Here is a 25023-nt window from a genome sequence, read left to right as displayed (position 1 = left end):
TTGTTTTGTCATTTTTTTAGGACTAAAAAACAAAAAACATATTTTTCATGAAGTGCTGTATTGGTGTTTTTACGAAATTGCCCCCCTTTATAAACGAATTTTTCCCTGTCTTTAGAGCATACAGTATCCTTAATTTTGCACCGTGAGTTGATAAGCTAGAATGTTTGAATAATTATGTTTTATTTTTCGTTTAAAGCACACTAATCACAAAACCCAACTCAAACAAAAAAACTAAAAAAGTATGAAAAAAATTTACAACAAATTTTTACTTTTATTATTACTGCTTCCTTTTTGTGTTTTCGCTCAGAGCACAGTAAAAGGGATTGTTCTGGACAAAATCACCGGACAACCAATACCAGGGGTAAACATAAAAGTATCACAAGGTAATTTAAGCATGACTACGGATTTTGACGGTAAATTCCAGTTTAATGGTCTGAAAGAACAAACTCAAATTACTTTTTCATTTACAGGTTTCACAACTCAGACTATTACTGTTGGTACACAGAGAGATATCACTGTTACCCTTGAGGAAGATCCTAACCTGCTTCAGGAAGTTGTAGTACAGGTCGGATACGGTTCTGTAAAAAAGAAGGATGCAACAGGTTCTGTAGTGGCACTTACAACAAAAGACTTTAATAAAGGTAACAATATTACCACTGAAAACCTTCTTAACGGACGTGTTGCTGGTTTGTCTATTAATTCTTCTGGAGCTCCGGGTTCTTTATCTGAAATAAGAATCAGGGGTGGTAGTTCTCTTTTTGCAAGCAACAACCCGTTGATCGTTGTTGACGGATTACCATTAGAAAATACAACTAATACTGGTTCTGCCTCATTTTTGGCTTCTTTAAACCCAGCTACAGTTGAATCGATGACAGTCTTAAAAGATGCATCTGCTACTGCAATTTATGGTTCACGAGCTTCAAATGGTGTAATCATCATTACAACAAAAAAAGGAAGCAGTAAATTATCAGTTGATTATAATGCACAATATGCTGCAGGAAAACTTACTAAAACAGTTGATGTTTTTAGTGCAGATGAGTTCAGAAAACTTATCGCAGACAGAAGACCTCAGGATTCAGGTAAGTTAGGTACAGCAAATACAGACTGGCAAAAAGCGATTTACAGAAACACAGGATCTTTTGATCAGAGTGTGGCGGTTAGAGGAAGTTTGTTTGATATTATCCCTACGAGTCTTACTTTAGGAAATACAAATCAGGAAGGTTTACGTATCACAAATGAGTTTAAAAGAAATACTGTTGGATTGGTAATGAATCCTACCTTCTTTGAAAACAGCTTAAAAGTAAAATTATCTGCTAATTATGCTCACGAAAGAAACAGATTTACAGATGCTGTAGAAGGAACTGCTATTGGTTTTGACCCTACTCAGCCTATACGAGTAGAAGGCGCACCATATGATGGTTTTTTTGAATATCTTAGTGCAGCTGATGGAGATGGAAACTATCCCCTGAATCCAAATGCAGCCAGAAACCCTGTTTCGCAATTGCTTAATACAAGGGATATTGCAAAAAGTAACCGATTCTTCGGAAATATCGAAGTAGATTATAAACTGTACTTTTTCCCGGACGTAAGAGCGGTTGTGAATGTAGGTTTTGATGAATCTAATGGAGAAAGAACAAGAAAGGTTAACCCAAATGCAGGTTCAGGTCCAACACTTAACAACTTCCCTTACGGTGCCAATGAATACACTGATGCAAAAAGACAAAATAAACTATTAGATGCCTATTTAGTTTACAATAAGACTTTTGACGAATTAAATTTTGAATTAACCGGTGGTTATTCTTATCAAAGATTTGAAAGTTCAAGATTTGAGACCGGTAATATTTTAGATCCAAATCTAGCGTCAACATTCCCTGAGACTACTTTAGATACTGAAACTGTCTTAATTGGTTTTTTTGCGAGAACAAACTTAAACTTCAAAGATAAATATTTACTGACTTTATCTTACAGAAGAGATGGTTCTTCAAGATTTGATAAAGAAAATCGTTGGGGTAATTTCCCTTCTGTGGCTTTTGCATGGAAACTTAAAGAAGATTTATTTAAAGATAACAAAACGCTATCTGATTTAAAATTAAGATTGAGTTATGGTATTACAGGTCAGCAGGATATTCCTGAACCTAACGGTTATCTTAAAAAATACGAATTGGGAACAGGAAACTCACAATATTATTTTGGAACTGATCCGGTTACAATCGCACTTCCATACAAACTAACAAATGGTTTGAAATGGGAAGAAACAACGACTTACAATGCCGGTATAGATTTTGGGTTTTTAGAAAACCGTATCTCTGCCAGTTTAGATATGTACTACAAAGACTCTAAAGATTTATTAGCAAATGTCGCTATATCTGACGGAAGTAATTTTTCTAACAGAGTATATCAAAACATTGGTAGCTTTACTACAAAAGGGGTTGAATTTACAGTTAATGCAAGTGCCATTAAAACTGAAAACTTCTCTTGGAATGTTAACTTCAATGCGGCTAAATTTGAAAGAAGAATTAGTGAATTAGCTTATAATGCAGATATCTTTTTAGGAGACAATATTACCGGAAACGGAAGTACTTCTCAAATTTTCAGAGAAGGATACACACCATATTCTTTCTACGTTTACAAACAATTATATGATACTGCAGGAAAACCAATTGATGGTGCTTTTGCTGATTTGAACGGTGATAATATCAAAAATGATGCTGACAAATACATCTATAATAATCCTGATCCGGATGTTACTTTAGGATTTGCATCTAATATGAATTACAAGAAATTTGATTTCTCTTTCAATTTAAGAGCAAGTATTGGCAACAATATTTTTAATGGAATGGATGCTTCAAGAGCGCAGTACAGTTCTTTGATAAATGCCGGAACTTTAAATAATATACCTACTCAGGTAAAAGAAACTAACTTTCAAACTACTGAGAATGTTGTAATGTCAGATATTTATGTAGAGAATGCTTCTTTCTTAAAAATGGACAATATTTCTTTAGGATACACTTTCGATAAAGTTATTAATGAAAAAGTTTCTTTAAGATTATCAACAGGAGTACAAAACGTTTTTGTAATTACCAAATATAGTGGTTTAGATCCTGAAATTACAAATAACGGTGTTGACAAAACGATTTATCCAAGACAACGCACTTTCTTGTTTGGTGCCAACCTTAAATTTTAATAAAAATGAAAAAATATATAATAATAGCTGTTATAGCATTAACCACCGTTTTTCATTCTTGTACAGATGATCTGAATGTAGTTTCTGAAGATGATGACGTACTTTCAGCTGATGTTCTGTTTTCTACTCCGGAAGGGTATAAAAAAGCACTGGCAGGCGTATACGGAAATCTAACCCTGACAGGTACTCAAGGACCCGTTTTTTCTTCATTAGAAGGTTTAGCAGCCGGAACAAGCCAATATGTAAGATGTTTGTTGAACCTACAGGAATTAACAACAGACGAAATGATCTGGAGTTATGAAAATGACGAAGGAACTGCAGAATTACAACGAAATATTTGGACAGCTGCGAATCCTGTTATTTTAGGAATGTACAGCCGTACGATGGCTTCTGTTGCCTATGCCAATGATTTTTTGCGTGAAAGTACACCTGAAAAATTAAAAGGAAGAAACATTACAAATGCTGAAACTGTAGCCGAAATTGAACTTTACAGAAAAGAAGTTCGTGTTTTAAGAGCATATGCATATTACAACATGATGGACCTTTTTGGAAAAGCAGCTATGTATACAGAAAATGATCCGTTAAATTTTTCAGGTCCTGAATATGACAGAAAGCAATTATTTGAATTTATTGAAGCCGAATTAAAAGAGGTTTTACCAGACTTAAAACCTGCAAGAACCAATGTATACGGAAGAGTAGATCAGGCTGTTGCACGTATGATTCTGGCTAAAATATATTTGAATGCTCAGGTATATACACAAACTGACCGATTTAATGATTGTGTTACAATGTGTAACGAAATCATTGCAGGAGGATATACGCTTAAACCAAAATATCTGGAAAACTTTATGGCTGATAACCATACCTCTGAAGAAATGATTTTTACAATTCAGTCAGATGGAATTCTTACTCAAAACTGGGGAGGTACAACCTTTTTAATCAATGGTCAAATTGGAGAATGGGAAAATAATGCTGCTGATTTTGGAATTAAAGGATGGACAGGTGCACTTCGTATCAGAAAACAATTTGTACAAAAATTTGATGGTACAAGATTCAGCCAGGATGACAGAAATACTATTGGAACAGGTACTGCAACACAACAAAGAACAATAGATATTGCCGATATTAGTGTAAAATCACAAGGATATATTTTATCTAAATTCTCTAATAAAACTTCTGCAGGAGTAAACGGAAAAAACTTTGATTTTGCAGATACTGATTTTCCTTTGTTTAGGTTGGCAGATGTTTACCTAATGTACGCAGAAGCTACCTTAAGAGGAGGAAATGGTACAATCGCACAATCACTTGTTTATGTAAATAATTTGAGAGAAAGAGCCAATAATAACGCTACAACAGCAAACATTGGAGCGGGCGAATTAAACCTACAATTAATAATTGATGAAAGAGCACGTGAGCTGCACTGGGAAGGTCACAGAAGACAGGATTTAATCCGTTTTGGTTTATATAGCGGAGGAACTTACAACTGGGCATGGAAAGGAAATGCTGCCAGAGGAATTTCAATTCCTTCTTTCAGAAGACTCTTTCCAATTCCTCAGGCAGCATTGGGAGCTAATAAAAACTTAACTCAAAATACAGGTTACTAAACAATCCTTTTTTAACAATATAAAAGATAAAAAAATGAAAAATATTTATAAAATTTTTATTGCTGTAGCGATACTTACAGGATTATGGTCTTGTGAAAACGAAGAAAATTTAATGATTTTAGAGCCACAGGAAGCAGCTTTCTCAATCATTACACCAGAAGGCGGTTCTGAAATTATTCTTAATGAAGCTACTCCAGCCAATACTGCCCTTACTGTAACCTGGGAAAAAGTAAGTTACGGAGCTCCAACTGTTGTAACTTACACCGTTCAACTTGCAGCTGCTGATACTGAATTTGCAGCACCTGTTGATGTTACATCTTCAACTTCGACTTATTCTACCATAGATGTAAAGGAACTTAATACAAGAGCTTTGGAACTTGGATTAGCACCAAATGTTGAAGGTACTCTTGATGTAAGAATTAAAGCAACTACCGGAGTAGCAAATGCGCAACCAAAATTCTCCGATGTTATCACCATTTCAGTAACACCATACGGAAGTTTAGAAACACCAGTTGTTACTTTGTACTTAGTAGGCCCTGCTACTTCTGCTGCTACTCCTGCTGATGGTTGGAATAACAGCAACAACATGCCAATTTTTACAGATCCTAATGATAATACAAAACATTATTACACAGGATACTTTAATGTAGGTCAATTTAAGCTAATCGAAAAACCTGGTCAGTGGTTTCCTGCTTATTATCCTACTTATGTGGGTGATAAAGTATTTATGAATACTTCTGATGCACAAGATGGTAATTTCTACATTGCCACTGCTGGTTATTATACTCTCGAAATCAATATTAAGGATTTAACATACAAACTTCCTGAGTACACTGGATCAACAACAACTACCTACAATAAAATTGCCTATAAAGGTTCAGTAATAACAGGAGATGATTCAGGCTGGAATACGGAAGTTACTTTAACGAAGTCAACATTTGATCCTCACATCTGGAAAGCTTCAGCTCAAACTTTAAAAGCAGGAAAAATGCTTTTTTACGCTGATAATCAATGGAAACAAGAATGGGGACCAGACATCATTGTTGAAAAAGAAGGAAAATACGATATTTGGTTCAGCGATTTAGATGGTCGTTATACTTTTATCAAAGTACAATAATAAATAAAAGAAGTAAGCCTCAAATCCTATTATTTGAGGCTTCTTATTCCTCTTTTTTAAAATTATATTTAAAAAAACAAAAAACTATAGGTACTGGTGTGTTACTTTAAAATGTTTAATTTTTAATAACTACTTTACATATAGATCGATAAAAAACTTATATATGAAAAAACATATAAAATTTCTTGGATTGCTTGCAATAGCAGCAGTTCAATTTGCTTGTTCAGGCGACGATGACAAAGGAACAAATGTTCCTCAACCACCTGCAGACGATACTTTTATCAGAGGTTCTGATATTTCATATCTTCCTGAAATGGAATCTGTTGGAACTAAGTTCTACAATAATGGCAAGGAAGAAAACATGCTTACAACACTTAAAAATGCAGGTTGTAATACAGTTCGAATCCGCTTATGGAAAAATCCCGCAAATGGTCGTTCAGGTATGGCAGAAGTAAAAGAACTGGCAGAAAAGTCAAGAAGAGCAGGCCTTAGAGTTTGGTTAACGGTTCATTATTCTGATAGCTGGGCAGATCCGGGAAAACAGGTAACTCCTAAAGAATGGGAAAAATTATCTTTTGAGGACCTGAGAAAAGCTGTAACTACCTACACAGAAACAATTATCAAAGAAATCAATCCTGATATTATTCAGATAGGAAACGAAATCAACAGTGGATTACTTTTTCCAAAAGGAAATTTAATCGACAATGAACAACAATGCATTGCTTTATTGACAGCTGCAAGCAAGGCAGTTCGTGCAAAATCATCAAATACAAAAATCATGATCCACTATGCAGGTATAGATGGTGAGAAAACTGATTGGTTTTTCAACAAAATGAATAGTATTGATTATGATTATATCGGATTATCGTACTACCCTATGCATCACGGAAAAGAAGTGACTGAAATAACCTCTACAATTAATGCCCTTGGAGAAAAATATGGTAAAAAAGTCGTGATTGCAGAAACATCTTACGCTTTTACATTGTTGTATAATGATTTCACAAACAACAATCTAGGATCAAATGACCAATTAATACCGGCATATCCGGCAACTCCGGCTGGGCAAAAGGCTTTCGTTCTTGCTGTCAGAGCTTCTGTTGAAGCGTCAGCACACGGACAGGGATTTGCTTACTGGGGTGGCGAATGGGTTGCTTTTAGAGGGAAACAATCTGCATTCGGTTCTACTTATGAAAATCAGGCTTTATATAGTTTTGACAATAATGCTTTATCAGTAATGCAGGCTTTCGCCAGATAATAAAGCATGAAAAAGCATTTTAAAATAGTACCTTTTTTGCTTGTCATAGCACTTGTATTTACTTCATGTAAAACAAAAATGGCAAGTAAAGAAGGTTCTTTTTCTAAAGGAGCCGATGTGGGTTGGCTGCCACAGATGGAAGCCACAGGTTATAAATTTTATGATGCAGACGGTTCTGAAAAAGACTGCCTGCAATTATTAAAAGACAGAGGAATCAATTCCATTCGTTTGCGCGTTTGGGTAAACCCCAATAATGATAAAGCCAGTGGGCACTGTAGCCCCCAAGAAACAGTTGTCATGGCGGTTCGCGCGCAAAAGATTGGAATGCGTATCATGATCGATTTTCATTACAGCGATTCGTGGGCTGATCCCGGCAAACAAAATAAACCGGCAGCCTGGGCACAACATTCTTTTCCTGAATTGTTGAACGATGTTTACAATCATACCTATGATGTATTAAAATTGTTGAAAAAAGCCGGAGTTACACCAGAATGGGTTCAGGTTGGAAATGAAATTCCAAGCGGTATGCTTTGGCCAGATGGGCATACAGACAACTTTCCTCAACTGGCACAATTACTTAATAAAGGATATGAGGCTACAAAAGCAATAGATTCAAAAATTAAGGTGATAGTACACTTAGACGAAGGCAATAAAAACGAAAAATTCAGATGGTTTTTTGACAAAGCTACACAACTGAATGTAAAATACGACGTAATTGGTCTTTCGTACTACCCGTTTTGGCTAAAAACGGATTATAAAGAAAACATTGCCGATTTAGAAAATAATCTAAAAGACATGGCTTCCCGCTACAATAAAGAAGTCATGGTGGTCGAAGTTGGCGGTGATTACACATTAGAACAAAACACCAAAGAAATGCTTGAAGCCACTATAAAAGCTGTAAAAAACGTACCTGACAATAAAGGTTTAGGCGTTATTTACTGGGAACCTCAGGGTGCAAAAAGCTGGAGCGGTTATCAACTAAATGCATGGCTGGAAAACGGAAAACCTTCACCGGCACTGGATGCTTTCAAAAATTAAATAAACAATTAAGTTTTACCATTAGGGTTAAAGCTTAATTTCTTAATGGTAAACGAACAAAACGAAAATGAAATTAATTTTTAAATCAATAGTATTCTTATTTCTGCTAGTTTTTTCATCCGGAAAAATGTGGTCACAATCCACTACTGTTGTTTTAAAAGACAATTGGAGTTTTTCTAAAGAGGTAAAAGAAGATGCCTTTGCTGTAGATTTTGACGCTTCGAAATGGGAGAAAGTCAGTGTGCCTCACGATTGGGCTATTTACGGTCCTTTTGATAAAAAATGGGACATCCAGACCGGTATCATTGAACAAAACGGTGAAAAAGAAGCAACTGAAAAAACAGGGCGTACCGGAGCATTGCCACATATTGGAACGGGTTGGTACCGCAATACATTTACTATTCCGGAGTTTAAAAAAGGGAAAAAAGCACTTCTTATCTTTGAAGGCGCCATGAGTGAACCTCAGGTTTATTTAAACGGGAAAAAAGTGGGACAATGGGGCTATGGGTACAGTTATTTTTTCATCGATATTTCAAAAGATATTATAGAAGGAGCAAAAAACACATTAGCTGTTAAATTGACCAATGAGCCTTTTTCTTCGAGATGGTATCCCGGAGCAGGTCTTTACAGAAAAGTTAGTATTGTAGTAAAGGAGGAAGAAAGTTTTGCACAGTGGGGAACTTTTATCACAACTCCTGATATAAAAGCAAATAATGCTGTTGTTGATATTAAAGCTGAGTTTCATGGCAGTAATGTGTCAATGGTAACCCAAATAAAAGATGCTAATAACAAGGTTATTGCTACACAAAAAAGTACAGAAACGAAAGAAGGGAAATTTCATCAGATAGTGGAAGTTGCAAAACCTCATTTGTGGAGTCCTGAGACACCTTATTTATACACCGCAGTAACCAAATTATACGCAGCCGACGGAACTTTAAAAGACGAACAAAACATTAAGTTTGGTATCCGGTTTATAAAATACGAGCCTAAAATAGGATTTAGCCTGAATGGTAAAGTCACAAAATTCAAAGGTGTTTGTCTTCACCATGATTTAGGACCACTTGGGGCGGCTGTAAACAAAGCAGGACTTCGAAGACAGCTTACGATTCTAAAAGACATGGGATGTAACGCCATCCGTAGTTCTCACAACATGCCTTCTTTTGAACAGCTTGAATTGGCTGACGAAATGGGATTTATGTTCCTGGCCGAAAGCTTTGATGAATGGGCAAAGCCAAAAGTAGAAAACGGATACAATCATTTTTTTAAAGAATATGCAGAAAAAGACATTGTGAATCTTGTGAGAGCCACACGAAATCATCCTTGTATCGTAATGTGGAGTTCAGGAAACGAAGTTCCGGATCAATGGGGAGCTGAAGGTGTAAAACGTGCCCAATGGCTGCAGGATATTTTTCATCGTGAAGATCCTACAAGACCTGTGACTGTTGGTATGGATCAGGTAAAAGCAACTATGGAATCTGGTTTTGGAGCTTTGCTGGATATTCCTGGATTAAATTACAGAGTTCATCTTTATGAAGAAGCGTATAAAACATTTCCGCAAGGATTTATATTAGGTTCAGAAACTGCTTCTACAGTAAGTTCAAGAGGAATTTATAAATTCCCTGTGGTTCAGGAAAAGAATAAGCAATACCCTGATTTTCAAAGTTCTTCTTATGATCTTGAAGCCTGTAGCTGGTCCAATGTTCCTGACGAAGATTTTGTATTGCAGGACGACAAACCCTGGGTTATTGGAGAATTTGTCTGGACAGGCTTCGATTATTTAGGAGAGCCTACCCCTTATGATGAAAAATGGCCTTCAAGAAGTTCTTATTTTGGAATTTCAGATTTAGCCGGACTTCCTAAAGACCGTTTTTATCTTTACAGAAGCAGATGGAATAAGGAAGACAAAACACTTCACATATTGCCACATTGGAACTGGAAAGGAAGAGAAGGAGAAATTACTCCGGTTTTCGTTTACACGAATTACGAAAGTGCAGAGCTTTTTATAAACGGAAAAAGCATGGGAGTTCAGAAGAAAAATAATGCAACTCCGCAAAACCGCTATCGTTTAATGTGGAATGATGTTAAATATGAGCCTGGAACGGTAAAAGTTGTAGCATTTGATTCCAATGGAAAAATAGCTGCCAAAAATGAGGTTAAAACAGCCGGAGATCCATATAAAATTGTACTGAATGCAGATCGCAAAACAATTAAAGCAAATGGTGAGGATATCTCCTTTGTAACGGTTTCGGTAGTTGATAAAAACGGAATTCCATGTCCTTTAGCCGATAATGAATTACAGTTTAAAGTAACCGGTGCTGCAACTTACAGAGCTGCATGTAACGGTGATGCGACATCATTAGAGGTATTTCATCAGGATCACATGAAGCTTTTCAGCGGTAAATTGGTTGTTTTAGTTAAAGCAATCGAAACTGCAGGGGCCATCCAGTTGGAAGTAACAGGTCAAGGACTTCAGAAAGGTAAAATAAATTTAAAATCAAAACGCTAATAATTTAGAATATTGGAATCTAAAAAGCAATATGCCTTTTCAAAATTACTTTTAAATATTGAGTTTGCTTTTACTTAAATGATAATGTATTTACATCACAAATACGATAAAAAGAGTCTGCTGAAAGTTTCAGCGTTCGCAATAAAACCCGCTATTTTAGTGGGTTTTATTGTTTATACTCCTTTTCAATATATTATTTATACAGATTTTTTTTTCTGTCACAGTCTCGCCAACTATCGGGAGCAGATTTATTTATTTTTAGAATATTTCTTTACTCCCTCTATATCTATATATTTTAACGATCTTTCGTTCATCGCGCCAAATTTTTTGAAATTCAATTTAGCTTCTCCCAAAGATATATGATTTGGTCCCTCTCCTCCATTTTCCCAAAAACATACAGAACAAATATCCCACAAACCATCTTCTCCATAATCAATTGAAAAATATTCACAACACGGGCACAAACCGGCTTTTTCTACTTCTCCAAAAACCTCATCTTTAAAATTCGGATCTACAGCTTTTAACTTAGTTTGAATATATAAATTAGTAACAAATTTTAATCTGTTCAACTGATAATCAACCAACAAAACTTCTGATTCATCATTAAGAAAAGGATTTGGTGTTTTATCAATTACTCCGATCATATTTTCTGAGATTTCAGGATAAGAGCCCTCTTTTATAGCCTCTCTTATTCCTTCTTTATCTCCAAAAAACCAATAATTATGTTCCAAAACATCCAATTTATCTTTCTCAGACATTTGTTTCAATTCATTAATTGCAATTATCTTTTTGGCTTCAAATCTTTCCATCTAACTTTTGTTCCTTCTTTTATAAATGTACTACGCACTCAACCGAATCGTCTTTCTAAACTCAGAAGGACTATACCCCTTTTGTTTTCTAAAAAACTTATTAAAGTGGCTTTCATCCGTAAAACCAAATTCATACGCAATTTCATTAATACGCTTATCACTGAACTGCAGACGATGTTCAATTAATTTGGTTTTATAATTACTGATATATTGCTGCATCGTTTCGCTGGCATGTTTCTTAAAGTAACGCCCTAAATAGGTATTAGAAATTCCGAAATAATCACTTATAGATTCTGCTTTTATTTTCTCCGGATAGTAAATATTGTTCTGAATATATTGCAAAATATCCATCGCTTTTGCCTCTGTATCAATATTAACCTGTTCCGGAAGGTATTTTGCAATGTTTCTTGCTACAATAATAATCAGCGTATTAACCAATTGCTGAATCAACTCCTGATTGTAAATATCCTTATCTTTCTTTTCCCGGCAAATGGCTTCGATCATAACCTTTACCAAACATTTATCAGGATCATTTTTCAAAATACAGCCCGGCTGATGATTCGCATTTTGAAGGATATATTCCAGTCGCTGAATATTTTCATTTTGCAGACTTGAATTTTTCAAATAAATATCATTAAACCTCAAAAAGAAAAATTTCGTTTCGGTTTCGATTGTGAAATTATGACAGTCTTCGGGCGTCAATAAAAACAAATGCCCCGGGTCATACCTAAAAATATTTTTGTTGATACACTGCGAACCCGTCCCTTCCAAAATATAAACCAGCTCAAAAAAATTATGACGATCTCCTACATCCGGATATTCACTCAGCGTTTCAAAAGAAACTGTAAAAGGCTCGTATAGATTTTCTTTTTTCATAATTCAATTTATTTGAAGGTGCAAATATACCTAAAAAAGACAAAATTATACCAAATAAGAATCATAAAAACAGTATAATTTTGCCTCATCAATTTTAAATAGAAAAAATCATAATCATGGAATATAGAAAATTAGGCAGCTCTGAACTTGAATTATCAACAATCACTTACGGTGCTTTTGCTATTGGCGGAACCATGTGGGCAGGAACAGATAAAAAAGATTCAATCGACTCCATTCATGCTTCAATCGACCACGGTGTTACAACGATTGACACCGCTCCTTTCTACGGATTTGGTTTAAGCGAAGAAATGGTCGGAGAAGCTGTCAAAAGCCACGATCGTTTAAAAGTTCAGTTATTGACTAAATTCGGTTTGGTTTGGGACGGCAGCAACAACGGAAAAGGCGATTACTTTTTTGACGCTGATGACAACGGTAAAAAAGTGCCGATCTACAAATATTCATCCAAAGCAAGCGTAATAAAAGAAGTTGAAGAAAGCCTAAAACGTCTTCAGACGGATTATATCGATTTACTACAAATTCACTGGCCAAATGTTACAACCCCAATTTCTGAAACAATGGAAGCCGTTGAAACGTTAATCCAGCAGGGAAAAATCAGAGCATTCGGAGTAAGTAATTATAATGTTGCACAAATTCAGGAAGCACAAAAAACAGTTCAGGTAGTTTCTGATCAGGTTGCATACAGTATGCTGAACCGTAAAATCGAAGAAGAACTAATTCCATTCACTATCTCAGAAAACATCGGAATCATTGCTTACAGCCCAATGGAAAGAGGTTTATTGACCGGGAAATATTTCTTAGATAGTAAATTAAAGGAAAACGATCATAGAAACGGTTATTTCGGCAAATTTGACCTTCAGCAGGTAAAAACCTTAATCGAGGAATTGAGTTCGTTAGCCCATTCTAAACACATTTCAATTTCGCAGTTGGTTTTACGCTGGACCACTTTACAAAAAGGAATCTCAATAGTTTTAGCCGGAGCCAGAAACGCAGAGCAAGCCATTTCAAACGCCAAAACAATGGATTTCGATTTATCAGTGTCGGAATTAGAGTTTATTAATCAGGCAATTGCTAAAATAAAATAGTTTTTAAACACATAGAAACATAGAATTTCCTTGTAAACAAACATAGTCTGCTCAATCTTGTCATTCCGAAGAACGAGGAATCTTCGCCAGAAACTCTACAAAGATTAGCGACTCTCTATGCGGAGCTACTTACGGAGATTCCTCGTTCCTCGGAATGACAAACTTTGAGAACTTTATGCGAAAAACTAGTTTTTAAAACCTATGTTTCTATGTGTATAAAAATCTCAACCAATTAAAACAATTTGGGTGTGTCCCTACGGGTCGGGCTTTCGGCTTTATCTTTTGCTTCATTTCATTTCGTAAAAGGATACCGCCTCTATCCCTCACCCATCCGTTTTCATAAGAACAATTAAAATGAAAAAAATATTTATAATTAACGGAGGACAAAAATTCGCACATTCAGGAGGACAATTCAATCAAACCGTTCAGGACTGGACAGTTGAATTTCTTTCTAAAAACAACGATTACGAAATAAAAACAACCCATATCGAGAACGAAATCAATCTTCAGCAGGAAGTAGAAAAATTCGTCTGGGCAGATTTAGTTATTTATCACACACCAATTTGGTGGTTTCAGGTACCAAACCTTTTTAAAAAATACATCGATGATGTTTTTACACAAGGACACAACAACGGAATCTACAAAAGCGACGGAAGAAGCCGCGTAAATCCCGACATCAATTACGGAACCGGCGGACTTTTACACGGACGCAAATACATGCTTACCACAAGCTGGAACGCGCCTGCAACAGCTTTTACGCTTGCGGGGGAATTCTTCGACGAAACTTCTGTTGATGATGGCGTAATGTTTGGTTTCCATAAAATGAACAAATTCACAGGAATGGAACGCGTAGACGGATTTCATTTTCATGATGTTGAAAAAGGCGCAACACCTGAAAATATTCTTATATTTAAAGAAAATTACACCAATCATTTAAAAGAAATTTTTAAAACTTTATAATCATGATTTCAATTACTGCCATCTTTAAAGGTAAACCGGAACATAACGACCAAATACAAAAGATGCTGCACCATCTCGTTACCGAAACCAGAAAAGAAGAAGCCTGTGTTCGCTACGATTTACATAAAGCCGAAAATGTATTCATCATTTGGGAAGAATGGAAAGACCAGCCTGGACTTGATATTCACAATTCACAACCCTATTTAGCCGATTTTATTTCTCAAATCAGAGATCTCGTTTCAGATCCGATTCAGGTTTATAAAACGAACCAGATTTTATAAAAGAATAAATAGCACCAGAAAAATCTACTTGATAACATGAGTAACTATCATCTTGCAGAAATTAATATTGCCAAAATGAAAGGAGTCGACATCAACGACCCGATAATGAAAGAATTTGTAGATAATTTAGACACTGTAAACACTTTAGCCGAAGAGAGCGAAGGTTTTATCTGGAGATTAAAAGATGATACAGACAGTTACAATGCTACAAGTCTGAATCCGTACAACGATGAACAGATTATCATCAACGTATCAGTTTGGGAAAGCATCGAGACATTAGAGCATTATATGTACAAAACTTTTCACAGCGAATTTTTAAAACGTCGTAAAGAATGGTTTTTAAAATTCGGAAAAGCCCACACCGCCATGTGGTGGATTCCCGAAGGACATATACCAACTCTTGACGAAGCTGTAGAAAAATTAGATTACCTACAAAAAAACGGCCCTTCAGAATTCGTTTTCGACCTTAGAAACAAATACCCGATGCCAATTGACGCATAAATTTTTATTCGCCACGAATTGTTTCGCCTATTCGTGGCAAATAAAACTACTTGATCCCACCAAAAGCGCCAAAACACATATTCTTATGTAAAATTTCGACTTTTGAGAAACCAACTTTCTTCATCAAATCCAATTGGTAATTCATAGATCTTGGCGAATCCTCTTTTTCAATATAATCCAAAACTTTCCGGCGGTACTCTGCCCCTCCTATTCCTTCTAAATAATCTCCATAGCGCTGCCATGTATATTCATTCAACAAATCCGTGTCTTGTGTGATCAAGTCAGAAATCATCAAACATCCACCTGATTTCAATAATCTAAATAATTTTGTAAAAGTTGTCTCCCAATCATTATCATCGCGTAAATGATGCAAAACAGCACCGGCCAAAATAATATCAAAACTATTTTCCTCTAAATCTACTTCGCGAATATCACCTTGCTTAATTTCGACTTTTCCGGTTGTTACAGCCGAAACCCTCTCAAAAGCACGATCCAACATCGGTAAACTCAAATCGACCAAAGTACAGTTTAAGTTCGGCACTTCAGACAACATCATTAAAGTGTAATTTCCTGCTCCACAGCCAATATCCAAAACATTCTTCGCATCAGGAACAATACGTTTTGAAGTTTCGGTAATTAATTCCAAAGAAATCGTAGCATCGATAGTTGCAACCTGTCCTGTTTCTAAATTTGAAAATCGTTCGACATCATTGTCAAATCGTTCTTTGATTTCTTGTGTAGTTGATTTTTTCATAGTTTTTACTTTTTAATCTCTCGCAGAATAAGCAGATTAAGAGGATCTTTTTGCTAATATTGATCGGGATATTGTGATTAAGATGATTTTATCTAAATTCATAATCTGCCATATCTGCCCAATCTACAAGAGAGTTATTTTTTCATTTTCAAAACTACCTCTTTCATAAATACTTTAAAAATACTATTTTTATCAATTAACAATACTTTAAAAGTATCATGGAATTACGTCATCTAAAATATTTCCTGGCTGTTGCCGAAGAACTGAACTTCACCAAAGCCTCAGAAAAACTGTTTATTTCCCAGCCACCTTTAAGCCGACAAATAGCGGAACTAGAAGAAGAACTTCAGGCAAAACTTTTTATTCGAAACAACAAAAAAGTTGAAATGACCGAAGCTGGAAAATATTTTAAGGAAGAAGTAACAGCACTTTTTCAGCATCTGGAACGAATTGCTATGAAAACAAAAAAGATAGCAGAGAACGTTTCGGGCGAATTCAGAATCGCTTATATCAATTCGATTTATTCATCTGTCATTTCCGATTTGATAAAACATCTGAAAGCGCAATTTCCATACGTAAATTTCAAACTTTTTGAAGTATCAACTACCAAACAAATCGCTGCTTTAGAAAAGGGAAAAATCGAGATGGGAATCATTCGATCACCTATTCATTCGCCCAAAATAAAATCGCATTTATGGTTTAAAGATGGATTTTCATTGGTTTACAATAAAAATACCGTTCAGATAAAATCAGAAAACGAGATTTTAAAACTGAAAGACGAAACATTTGTGTTTTTCAATAAAGATTACGCACCGCATTATCATGAAGTTTTACTGGAACTTTGTGCTTTTTATGGCTTTACACCGAAAATCATTCATGAAGCAAACAACATTAATTCTATTGTCCAATTAGTTAAAAATGGATTGGGGATTTCAATAGTCCCATCCAATATTGCTAAGAATAATTCTAATACAGAAATTGGTTTTATTGAATTGAAAAAAGTTAATCTGTTCACGGATGTTTCCTTAATTACTTTAAGAGAAGATGATTCTGAAATTACAAAATCGGCGGTTGAGTTTTTATTGAAATTTAAAACGTGACAAAATTATTACTTAAGTTACTAATAAATAAAATCTTAGTTAAAATTCAAATATAAAATGAAAAAAATATTAGTTCCAATTATCTCTATTTTACTTTTAATCAGTTGCAATAATTCAGCTAAAAAAAAATCAGAAAATAACCGAATTGAATTGATTCCTGAGCCAGATGAAGATGAAAGATTAAAATACGAAGAAATTCAAAAGTTGAAAAATTCAAATTGTATATTAGAAAATCCTGATGTTTCAGTTTGTGGAATTCAATTAAGAAATTCAGAAAGCACCATTTCAATTATTGGGAATAATGACAAAATTGATCAATTCAATAACTATCACTATTATTCAAATTTTGAAAGTGAAACCTTAACTTTAACCCAGCATCCAGGTGATGGTAAATTCCAAGTTTCAATTTTTAAAGTAGAAAAGTCTAGTAAAGAATCTTTAGGATACAGACAATTAAAATTCGATTCTTTCAAATCAGAAAAAGGAATAAAGTTAGGAATGAATAAAAAACAAATACTCCAAAAACTTGGAAATTGCTACGCTCCAATTGATAGTACCGATGGTTATATTGAACTTTATTACAGAATTGAATCTCCAGAAGATACCAAAACAAAATTATTAGAACAAAATAATATGCCGATATATTATGCGAGTTATAAACTTTGGAAAGATAAATTAGAAAAATATGAATTTGGATTTGAATATCCGTAATAGGATAATTAAAAACAAAGCTTGAAAAAATTCGTATAATTCGTAGCGAAAAAACGTTACAATTTATCACACCTTACTTCTCGCTTAAGAGATAACTTTTAAATATCTTAGCAAATTATAATTCTACTCAATAAAATCAAATAAAAATGGCTGAGCAATCTTCTATTCAGTGTCCAAACTGCGGAACCACTATCGATGTAAATGATATTTTGAAACATCAATTGGAAGATAGCATCCGTAAAGAATTTCAACAAAAAGCAAATATTCAAAACCGTGAATTAGAGCTTAAAAACGAACAATTCGAAAAAGCCAAAGCCGAATTTGAAGCGAAGAAAAAGCAGGAAAACGAACTTTTTGCCGAGCGTTTGGAGCGTGAAAAAAAAGCAGCGGAAAAAGAAATTGGCGAAAAACTGAAAACCAAGCTTGAAGAAGAAAACAAAGACCGTTTATTATTGATGGAAAAAGAACTTTCTGAAAAGTCTGAAAAAATCAGAGAATTGAATAAAATGGAAGGTGAAATTGCCAAACTACAGCGTGAAAAACTGGAAATGAAAGATGCTATCCAGGCCGAAGCAGAAAAGCAATTGAATGTGCAATTAGCCTTAGAGCGCGAAAAAATCAGAAAACAGGAAGACGATAAAAACGAATTGAAATTCAAAGAACTTCAGAAACAGCTCGAAGAACAAAAAAAGCTGACTGAAGAAATGAAACGCAAGCAGGAACAAGGATCCATGCAATTGCAGGGCGAAGTAATGGAATTAGCCATAGAAGAATGGTTAGCCAATAATTTTCCGCTGGACAGTATTGACGAAGTCAAAAAAGGCGCCAACGGAGCAGATTGCCTTCAGATTGTAAACACCAGAGAACAGCAAAACTGTGGTTCTATTTATTACGAAAGCAAACGTACAAAAGCTTTCCAGCCATCCTGGATTGAAAAATTCAAAAACGATATCCGAACCAAAAGAGCCAATATCGGTGTTTTAGTTACCGAAGTAATGCCGACCGGAATGGAACGAATGGGCATGCGAGACGGCATCTGGATTTGTACGTATGATGAGTTTAAAGGTTTGAGCGCTGTTCTGCGTCAGTCAATCATTCAGGTTAGTCAGGCCGTTCAGGCGCAGGAAAACAAAGGTGATAAAATGTCGATGTTGTACGATTTCTTAACCAGCAACGAATTCCGTTTACAGATTGAAGGAATCGTAGAAGGTTTCACCCAAATGCAAAGCGATCTGGATGCCGAAAAAAGAGCCATGCAGCGAATTTGGAAACAGCGTGAAAAACAAATAGAAAAAGTAGTTCACAATACCTTAGGAATGTACGGTTCAATTCGTGGAATTGCCGGAAATGCAGTTCAGACCGTTCGTGCCCTGGAACTCGATTTTATTGAGGATGATAATGAAGATCCTAAGGAATTAGAATAGTTTTACTTTTAACAATCAGGAGCTTATTCCAGCTGTACACTATATCTTTTATGGTCTCGTTTTGGAACGAGACCATAAAAGGATGCCGTTCCCATCTGGGCTAGTGTTGCGTTGATAATACATTTTAGAAATTTTTAGAAATGTAATTTACAAAGTAATTTACCTCATTTTTCATGTAGAATTGTTAAGAAAATTTGATTTTTATTTTTAAGCAAAAATTCAAACAATTCTTTATCAACAACTTACCCCTTTTTATTTACTAAAAACTTAACATTAGAAAGCTTGTTTTATAATTATCTTTACTTAACTCTGAGTTAACAATTTAGTTACATACAAAGATAATCATCATATAAATGCATCAATAATATGGAAAACAAGACCGAAGAAACTACTCCCGAGAATATTGATTCTCCAAAAACTGAAAATATTCAGCCGACAGCAGAAAACGAAAATCAACCGGAAATAAAAAAGCCTGTCCGCAGAGCACCTGTTAAGGCAGCTACAGCTGCAACAGTAAAAACGGCTACAACAAAAACACCGGTAAAACCTGCAGCAACTGCTAAACCAACAGCAATAAAAAAAGCTCCTGCAAAAAATACAGTACCAACACCTGTACAACCAGCAGAAATTGCTGCTGAAACTCCTGTTACTGAAACTACAAATGAAACTGCTGATGCAGAACCTTCAAAAAATAAATCCGATAAAAAGAAGAAAAAAGTGAAAGACAAAGAAAAAGACAAAGCAAAAAAGAAATTAGCGAAGAAAAAAGAGGATGCTAAAAAAGACAAAAAGAAAGAAAAAGCTAAAAAAGCAAAACTAAAAGCTGCAGCCAAGAAAAAAGAAAAAGCGAAAAAAGCGAAAGAAAAAGCGAAAGCTAAAAAAATAGCCAAAAAGAAAGCGAAGTCTAAAAAGAAAGCAAAAGCTAAAAAGAAAAAATAATTTCAGAAGAAAGGTTTGACTTGAATAAAGTTGAACCTTTTTTTTGTTCTCATACTTGTCATTGCGAGGAACGAAGCAGCCTCATTAGCATTGAGAAATATATTGTGGATCTTCTGAATGTGATTGCTTCGTTCCTCGCAATGACTAAAATCTTCATAAATTCACCCCCCAATCGCAATCATACTTCGATTGTCAAGATGTTTAGCAGGATCATCCATTTCAGAAATGGTCACCATTCCGGCACGAACTTTCTTTTTATTTTGAACAGATTGAGAAATCAATTCCGTAATCGATTCTCCGTTTCTAAAAGCCGTTAGCAAATCAGTTTCAGAATTCGAGAATAGGCAATTTTTGATTTTTCCGTTTGCCGTCAGGCGTATTCGGTTACAGCTGTCACAAAACGGATTCGTAATCGAACTTATGATTCCGAAATCGCCCTGAAAACCTTTTATTTTATAGGTTCTCGCCGTGAAGTTTTTTTCATCTTCCAACTTTTGAATTTTATACAAAGTAAAACAGGTTTCAACCTGCGATAAAATTTCATTTTGTGACACCATTTTGATTCTGTCCCACTCATTTCCGGCAAAAGGCATAAATTCAATAAAACGCACCGAAATGGGTAATGATTCCGTTAAGTTGATAAAATCTACAATTTCGTTATCATTAAAACCTTTTATTAAAACAACATTTACTTTCACCTGAAAATTGTTATTCAGCAGTAAATGCAGATTATCAATCACTTTCTCAAACTGATTTCGAAGTGTTATCGAATGAAATTTTGAGGCTACCAAAGTATCTAAACTCAGGTTGATTTTTTTAACACCAGCCTGTTTTAAAACATCAATATGACGGTCGATTAAAATACCGTTTGTAGTGATTGAAAGTGAAGTTTCTAAAGTTGATAATTTCGAAATAATTTCAGGAAAATCTTTTCTTAATAAGGGTTCGCCTCCCGTCAGCCTGATTTTATCGACACCATTTTCCACGAAAGTCTGGGCAATTGCAAAAATCTCATCGGCCGTCATTAAACTGGCTTTTGGAGACAATGTAATTCCGTCAGCAGGCATGCAATACGTACAACGCAAATTACATTTCTCCAGCAACGAAATACGCAAGTAATTGTGTTTTCGCCCAAAATCATCCGTTAAAATGGTTTTAGAGGGTGTCATGATTTTTTCCTTTTAAAATATGAAAAACGTGCATCACATGCGGAAAAACAGCATCCATGGATTCTCTTGCTCCGTTAGTTGATCCCGGGAGCGCCAAAACCAGACTTTTTCCTAATATTCCTGCAACTGTTCTGGATAACATCGCATACGGCATACGCTGTTGTCCGTAATCGCGAATGGTTTCTTCGATTCCCGGAATTCTGCTTTCTAATATCGGTGAAAGCGCTTCAGGTGTCACATCCCTTGGCGATAATCCGGTTCCGCCTGTAAAAATAACCAGTTGATTCTCTTTGGCGAAAGCCTTCGTTTTTTCCTGAATAATTTCTAATTCATCAGGAATAATCTCATAATGAGACGTTTCAACACCATAAGACTCTAACTTTTCTATAATTATTTTTCCGGATCGGTCTTCTTTATCACCGTCAAATATAGAGTCGGAGCAAACAAAAACCGCTGCTTTTATCGCGTATGGAAATTTATTTTTGAAAGATGATTTTCCGCCTTCTTTATTGATTAATTTGATGGTCGAAATTTCTATTTCCTTGTCGATTGGTTTCAGCATATCGTACATCGTAAGCGCTACAATTGAAGCTCCATGCATGGCCTCTACCTCTACTCCGGTTTTGTAAACTGTTTTTACATTAAAAATAATCTGAATCGTTAAATCCTCAATTTTATATTCAACCGACGTATATTCAATTGGAAGCGGATGACAATCCGGAATCGACAAATGCGTATTTTTTACTGCAAATAATCCGGCTGTTTTGGCCATTTCGAGCACATTCCCTTTTGGCACCAGATTATTGACCACTGCATCAATTGTTTCCTGTTTGCTTACTTTGACAATTGCTGTGGCTGTTGCTTTTCTTAAGGTGCTTATTTTATGCGTAATATCTACCATTTTAGATGTTTTGTTTCCAGGTGAATGTATCGTTTTCAAACATTTCCTTTCCAAAAATAGGTACATCTGTTTTAATCCAGTTTACGATGGCTTCTGTAGCTTCATAAACCTGCTTACGTCTCGTTGCAGAAACAAAAACAAACAGACAAATCTCGCCTGCTTTTACTACACCTAAACTGTGATAAATATGCATGCAGGTCAAATCGAATTTGGCAAATGCTTTTTCTCTAATCGCATGCAGGGCTTCGTTTGCCATATCGGTGTAGGCTGAATAATCAATAGCAACAACCGTATTATCGTGAATCACATCGGCGCGAACCTGGCCTAGAAAAATATTGTGTGCCCCAATTGTATGTTTGGATTGATGCTTGGCAATCGACTCCGCAATAAATTCCGGAGAAATTGGTCCTTCTACAAATACATTTTTACTCATTTTTTTTATTTTTATATCAAAGATTTCACAGATTAAAAGTTTTATTTGCCACAAATTATACGAATTTTCACTATTTAATTCTACAAAAAGAATAATCGCGATATTGTCATTTCGACGGAGGAGAAATCCTCGTAAGAAACTTTACAAACATTGACGCCATTCTATACCGAGTTACTTGTGAAGATTCTTCGTTCCTCAGAATGACAAACTGTGCAGACAATTGTGTCTTTTAATCTTTGACTATATTTTTATTTCTTTTTTTAATAATTCTTTCATTGCCAACGCACCGCCTTCAACACTTTTCACATCTTTAAACTCTTTTTTATGAAGCAATTCAGCAGCCATTTTGCTTCGAATTCCGGATTGGCAGAAAACATAAATCGTTTGATTTAAATCAAGTTTTTCTATTTCATTTTCCAGATTCATTAACGGAATCTGAAGGCTATTTTTAAAAGCTATTTTTGGAAGTTCATCTGTATTACGAACATCTAAAAATAGAACTTCTTCATTATCTATTTGATTCAAAACTGCTTCAGCTGAAATTTCTTCGACAGTATTTTCTTTCTGAGAATATTTTTCATCAAAAATATTTCTGTTCATTACAAAAGAATCATTTTTTTCAAAATCATATTTCTGCTGTTCATTATTCAGAACATTATAAACCAATATTTTTCCGCTCAAAACTTCTCCTGTTTCCAAAATCATTTTTATGACTTCATTGGCCTGCAGCATTCCAATAATTCCGACCGAAATTCCGATAACTCCCGCATCCGTACAATTCACAGACGAACTGTTTTCATCAGGATATAAACATCTGTAAGTTGGACCATTTTGATAATTAAAAACCGAAACCTGCCCCTGAAACCTGAAAATTGATCCGTAAACCATTGGTTTATTCGTAATCAGACAGGCATCATTTATGAGATATTTAATTGAAATACTATCTGTTGCATCGACCACAATAGTGTAGTTTTCAAATAAAGTAAGAACATTTTCCCCTGATAATTTCAAAGAAAACGCATTTACTTTTAGCTGCGGATTCAATTCCAAAAGCATTTCTCTGGCTTCTTTTGCTTTGGATTTCCCGACAGCCGAACTTTTATAAATCACCTGACGGTGCAGGTTTGAAATCTCAATAACATCATCATCAACAATTCCAATTTCACCAACTCCTGCTGCTGCAAGGTATGGCAGGATCGCAGCGCCCAAACCTCCGGCACCAATAACCAGAACTTTTGATCCAGACAATTTCTGCTGGCCTTCTTCTCCTATTTCAGGAAGAATCATTTGTCGGGTATAACGGGAAGATGCATTCATAAATTGTAAATTATCCTCCGGCAAAAGGAGGCAATAAAGCAACAATATCGCTTGTTTTCAAGGCATAATCTGTTGTTTTTGAAACTATTTTCTGATTGACGGCAACGCTGAAAGAAAGCGATTCGAACTTGTATTTCTCTTCTAAATCCTGCAATAAATCCTGCAGTGAAATATTCGAAGAAACCACATTTTCAAAAGTGCATTGTGTTTTTTCGGCAACAGCTCCAAAATATTTAACTTCAATCATTATTATAAATTTAAATTCTGAAATATAAATTCGTCTTCAAAATGTTCCTGAAAATAAGAGGTCAGTTTTGAAGTATTTTTTACCACTTCTCCAATCACAATAATTGCCGGTGATGAAATGTTTTTTTCGGCAACTAAATTAGCAATTGAACTAATGTTTCCTACTACTTTTTGTTCTGAATTTTTAGTTCCGTTTTGGATAATGGCAATTGGTAAATCGTCAGTTCTGTTTTCCTGATAAATCGAAATGATTTCATCCAACTTGTGCATTCCCATCAAAATTACCACTGTTGCAGCCGATTGGGATGCCAAATGTACATCTTTTGACAATTCATGACTGGAAGTTGTACCTGTAATTACCCAAAAACTTTCAGCTACTTTTCGTTGTGTCAGACTGATTCCCGCTGAAGCAGGTACACCCAATGCTGATGAAATTCCGGGAACTACAGCAGTTTCCAGACCAAATTTTTCTGCAAATTCAATTTCTTCACTTCCGCGCCCAAAAACAAACGGATCTCCGCCTTTCAAACGAACCACATGTCCGTAACGATTTGCCATCGAAACAATCAATTCGTTAATCTGATCTTGTGTGTAAGCATGACACCCAAGACGTTTCCCCACAAAAACAATCTCTGCCTGCGTTGCGTATTGCAGTAATTCTTCATTGACAAGCGCATCATACAAAACTACGTCGGCATTTTCTAGCGCTTTAATTGCTTTTAGCGTGATCAGTTCAACATCTCCCGGGCCTGCGCCTACTACTGTTAACATTGGTGTTTTTGAGTTTTGCATAAT

At 35.3% G+C, this 25023-nt stretch carries 23 protein-coding genes; 14 read left to right on the top strand and 9 right to left on the bottom strand.

Annotation, left to right across the window (positions count from 1 at the left end; genetic code table 11):
• The first annotated feature begins 241 nt into the window (after window positions 1–241).
• From BXU10_RS06515 to BXU10_RS06490, 6 genes are all read left to right on the top strand, one after another.
• On the top strand, window positions 242–3184 hold the full coding sequence (locus BXU10_RS06515) for a SusC/RagA family TonB-linked outer membrane protein (protein WP_078226659.1): 2943 nt from the start codon (window positions 242–244) through the stop codon (window positions 3182–3184).
• A 5-nt stretch (window positions 3185–3189) separates the two neighbouring features.
• A complete protein-coding gene (locus BXU10_RS06510; protein ID WP_078226658.1) occupies window positions 3190–4788 on the top strand; it encodes a RagB/SusD family nutrient uptake outer membrane protein in 1599 nt (532 codons plus the stop codon).
• 34 nt (window positions 4789–4822) lie between these two features.
• Window positions 4823–5905 carry a SusE domain-containing protein gene (locus BXU10_RS06505; RefSeq protein WP_078226657.1) on the top strand — a complete coding sequence of 361 codons (1083 nt, stop codon included), beginning with the start codon at window positions 4823–4825 and terminating at the stop codon, window positions 5903–5905.
• Window positions 5906–6068: 163 nt separating this feature from the next.
• Window positions 6069–7160: a glycosyl hydrolase 53 family protein gene (locus tag BXU10_RS06500; protein WP_078226656.1), complete on the top strand. Its 1092-nt coding sequence runs from the start codon at window positions 6069–6071 to the stop codon at window positions 7158–7160.
• 78 nt (window positions 7161–7238) lie between these two features.
• Window positions 7239–8198 (top strand): glycosyl hydrolase 53 family protein, encoded by a 960-nt coding sequence (locus BXU10_RS06495; protein ID WP_189328063.1) that lies wholly within the window; start codon window positions 7239–7241, stop codon window positions 8196–8198.
• A 67-nt stretch (window positions 8199–8265) separates the two neighbouring features.
• Window positions 8266–10704, top strand: a complete 2439-nt coding sequence (locus BXU10_RS06490; protein WP_078226654.1) for a DUF4982 domain-containing protein — start codon at window positions 8266–8268, stop codon at window positions 10702–10704.
• Window positions 10705–10952: 248 nt separating this feature from the next.
• Here BXU10_RS06490 and BXU10_RS06485 read toward each other — a convergent pair whose 3' ends face one another.
• Both BXU10_RS06485 and BXU10_RS06480 read right to left on the bottom strand, forming a co-directional pair.
• On the bottom strand, window positions 10953–11513 hold the full coding sequence (locus tag BXU10_RS06485) for a CPCC family cysteine-rich protein (protein WP_219634106.1): 561 nt from the start codon (window positions 11511–11513) through the stop codon (window positions 10953–10955).
• Window positions 11514–11543: 30 nt separating this feature from the next.
• The gene (locus BXU10_RS06480; RefSeq protein ID WP_078226653.1) at window positions 11544–12389 is read right to left on the bottom strand and encodes an AraC family transcriptional regulator; all 846 of its coding nucleotides are present in this window, start codon (window positions 12387–12389) and stop codon (window positions 11544–11546) included.
• 116 nt (window positions 12390–12505) lie between these two features.
• On the opposite strand from BXU10_RS06480, the gene BXU10_RS06475 reads away from it, so the two are divergent.
• From BXU10_RS06475 to BXU10_RS06460, 4 genes are all read left to right on the top strand, one after another.
• Window positions 12506–13492, top strand: coding sequence for an aldo/keto reductase (locus tag BXU10_RS06475; RefSeq protein ID WP_078226652.1), 987 nt, complete (start codon window positions 12506–12508; stop codon window positions 13490–13492).
• A gap of 354 nt (window positions 13493–13846) precedes the next feature.
• Window positions 13847–14452, top strand: coding sequence for an NAD(P)H-dependent oxidoreductase (locus tag BXU10_RS06470; RefSeq protein ID WP_078226651.1), 606 nt, complete (start codon window positions 13847–13849; stop codon window positions 14450–14452).
• A gap of 2 nt (window positions 14453–14454) precedes the next feature.
• Window positions 14455–14733, top strand: a complete 279-nt coding sequence (locus tag BXU10_RS06465) for a putative quinol monooxygenase (RefSeq protein WP_078226650.1) — start codon at window positions 14455–14457, stop codon at window positions 14731–14733.
• A gap of 36 nt (window positions 14734–14769) precedes the next feature.
• The gene (locus BXU10_RS06460; RefSeq protein WP_078226649.1) at window positions 14770–15234 is read left to right on the top strand and encodes a DUF3291 domain-containing protein; all 465 of its coding nucleotides are present in this window, start codon (window positions 14770–14772) and stop codon (window positions 15232–15234) included.
• Window positions 15235–15280: 46 nt separating this feature from the next.
• Here BXU10_RS06460 and BXU10_RS06455 read toward each other — a convergent pair whose 3' ends face one another.
• Window positions 15281–15988: a class I SAM-dependent methyltransferase gene (locus tag BXU10_RS06455; protein WP_078226648.1), complete on the bottom strand. Its 708-nt coding sequence runs from the start codon at window positions 15986–15988 to the stop codon at window positions 15281–15283.
• Between the two features lie 218 nt (window positions 15989–16206).
• On the opposite strand from BXU10_RS06455, the gene BXU10_RS06450 reads away from it, so the two are divergent.
• From BXU10_RS06450 to BXU10_RS06435, 4 genes are all read left to right on the top strand, one after another.
• The gene (locus BXU10_RS06450) at window positions 16207–17088 is read left to right on the top strand and encodes a LysR family transcriptional regulator (protein ID WP_078226647.1); all 882 of its coding nucleotides are present in this window, start codon (window positions 16207–16209) and stop codon (window positions 17086–17088) included.
• A 57-nt stretch (window positions 17089–17145) separates the two neighbouring features.
• Complete coding sequence (locus tag BXU10_RS06445) at window positions 17146–17799, top strand: hypothetical protein (protein ID WP_078226646.1); 654 nt, start codon at window positions 17146–17148, stop codon at window positions 17797–17799.
• Window positions 17800–17945: 146 nt separating this feature from the next.
• Window positions 17946–19223 (top strand): DUF2130 domain-containing protein, encoded by a 1278-nt coding sequence (locus tag BXU10_RS06440; protein WP_078226645.1) that lies wholly within the window; start codon window positions 17946–17948, stop codon window positions 19221–19223.
• Between the two features lie 366 nt (window positions 19224–19589).
• A complete protein-coding gene (locus tag BXU10_RS06435; RefSeq protein WP_078226644.1) occupies window positions 19590–20162 on the top strand; it encodes a hypothetical protein in 573 nt (190 codons plus the stop codon).
• 161 nt (window positions 20163–20323) lie between these two features.
• Here the strand turns inward: BXU10_RS06435 and moaA are convergent, their stop codons facing one another.
• From moaA to cobA, 6 genes are all read right to left on the bottom strand, one after another.
• Window positions 20324–21331, bottom strand: a complete 1008-nt coding sequence (gene moaA / locus BXU10_RS06430) for a GTP 3',8-cyclase MoaA (protein ID WP_078226643.1) — start codon at window positions 21329–21331, stop codon at window positions 20324–20326.
• Entirely contained in the window at window positions 21318–22232 is a 915-nt protein-coding gene (gene moaCB, locus BXU10_RS06425) for a bifunctional molybdenum cofactor biosynthesis protein MoaC/MoaB (protein ID WP_078226642.1), read from the bottom strand. The genes moaA and moaCB overlap by 14 nt, the downstream gene beginning before the upstream one ends.
• A gap of 1 nt (window position 22233) precedes the next feature.
• Window positions 22234–22665, bottom strand: a complete 432-nt coding sequence (locus BXU10_RS06420) for a molybdenum cofactor biosynthesis protein MoaE (protein ID WP_078227921.1) — start codon at window positions 22663–22665, stop codon at window positions 22234–22236.
• Window positions 22666–22905: 240 nt separating this feature from the next.
• Window positions 22906–23982, bottom strand: coding sequence for a HesA/MoeB/ThiF family protein (locus tag BXU10_RS06415; RefSeq protein ID WP_078226641.1), 1077 nt, complete (start codon window positions 23980–23982; stop codon window positions 22906–22908).
• Between the two features lie 10 nt (window positions 23983–23992).
• Window positions 23993–24229 (bottom strand): MoaD/ThiS family protein, encoded by a 237-nt coding sequence (locus tag BXU10_RS06410; protein ID WP_078226640.1) that lies wholly within the window; start codon window positions 24227–24229, stop codon window positions 23993–23995.
• A gap of 2 nt (window positions 24230–24231) precedes the next feature.
• Window positions 24232–25020, bottom strand: a complete 789-nt coding sequence (gene cobA, locus BXU10_RS06405) for a uroporphyrinogen-III C-methyltransferase (protein ID WP_078226639.1) — start codon at window positions 25018–25020, stop codon at window positions 24232–24234.
• Window positions 25021–25023: the final 3 nt, after the last annotated feature.

The organism is Flavobacterium sp. LM4 (genome assembly GCF_002017935.1).
GTDB lineage: Bacteria > Bacteroidota > Bacteroidia > Flavobacteriales > Flavobacteriaceae > Flavobacterium > Flavobacterium chungangense.
This window is presented reverse-complemented; position numbering and strand designations above follow the sequence as displayed.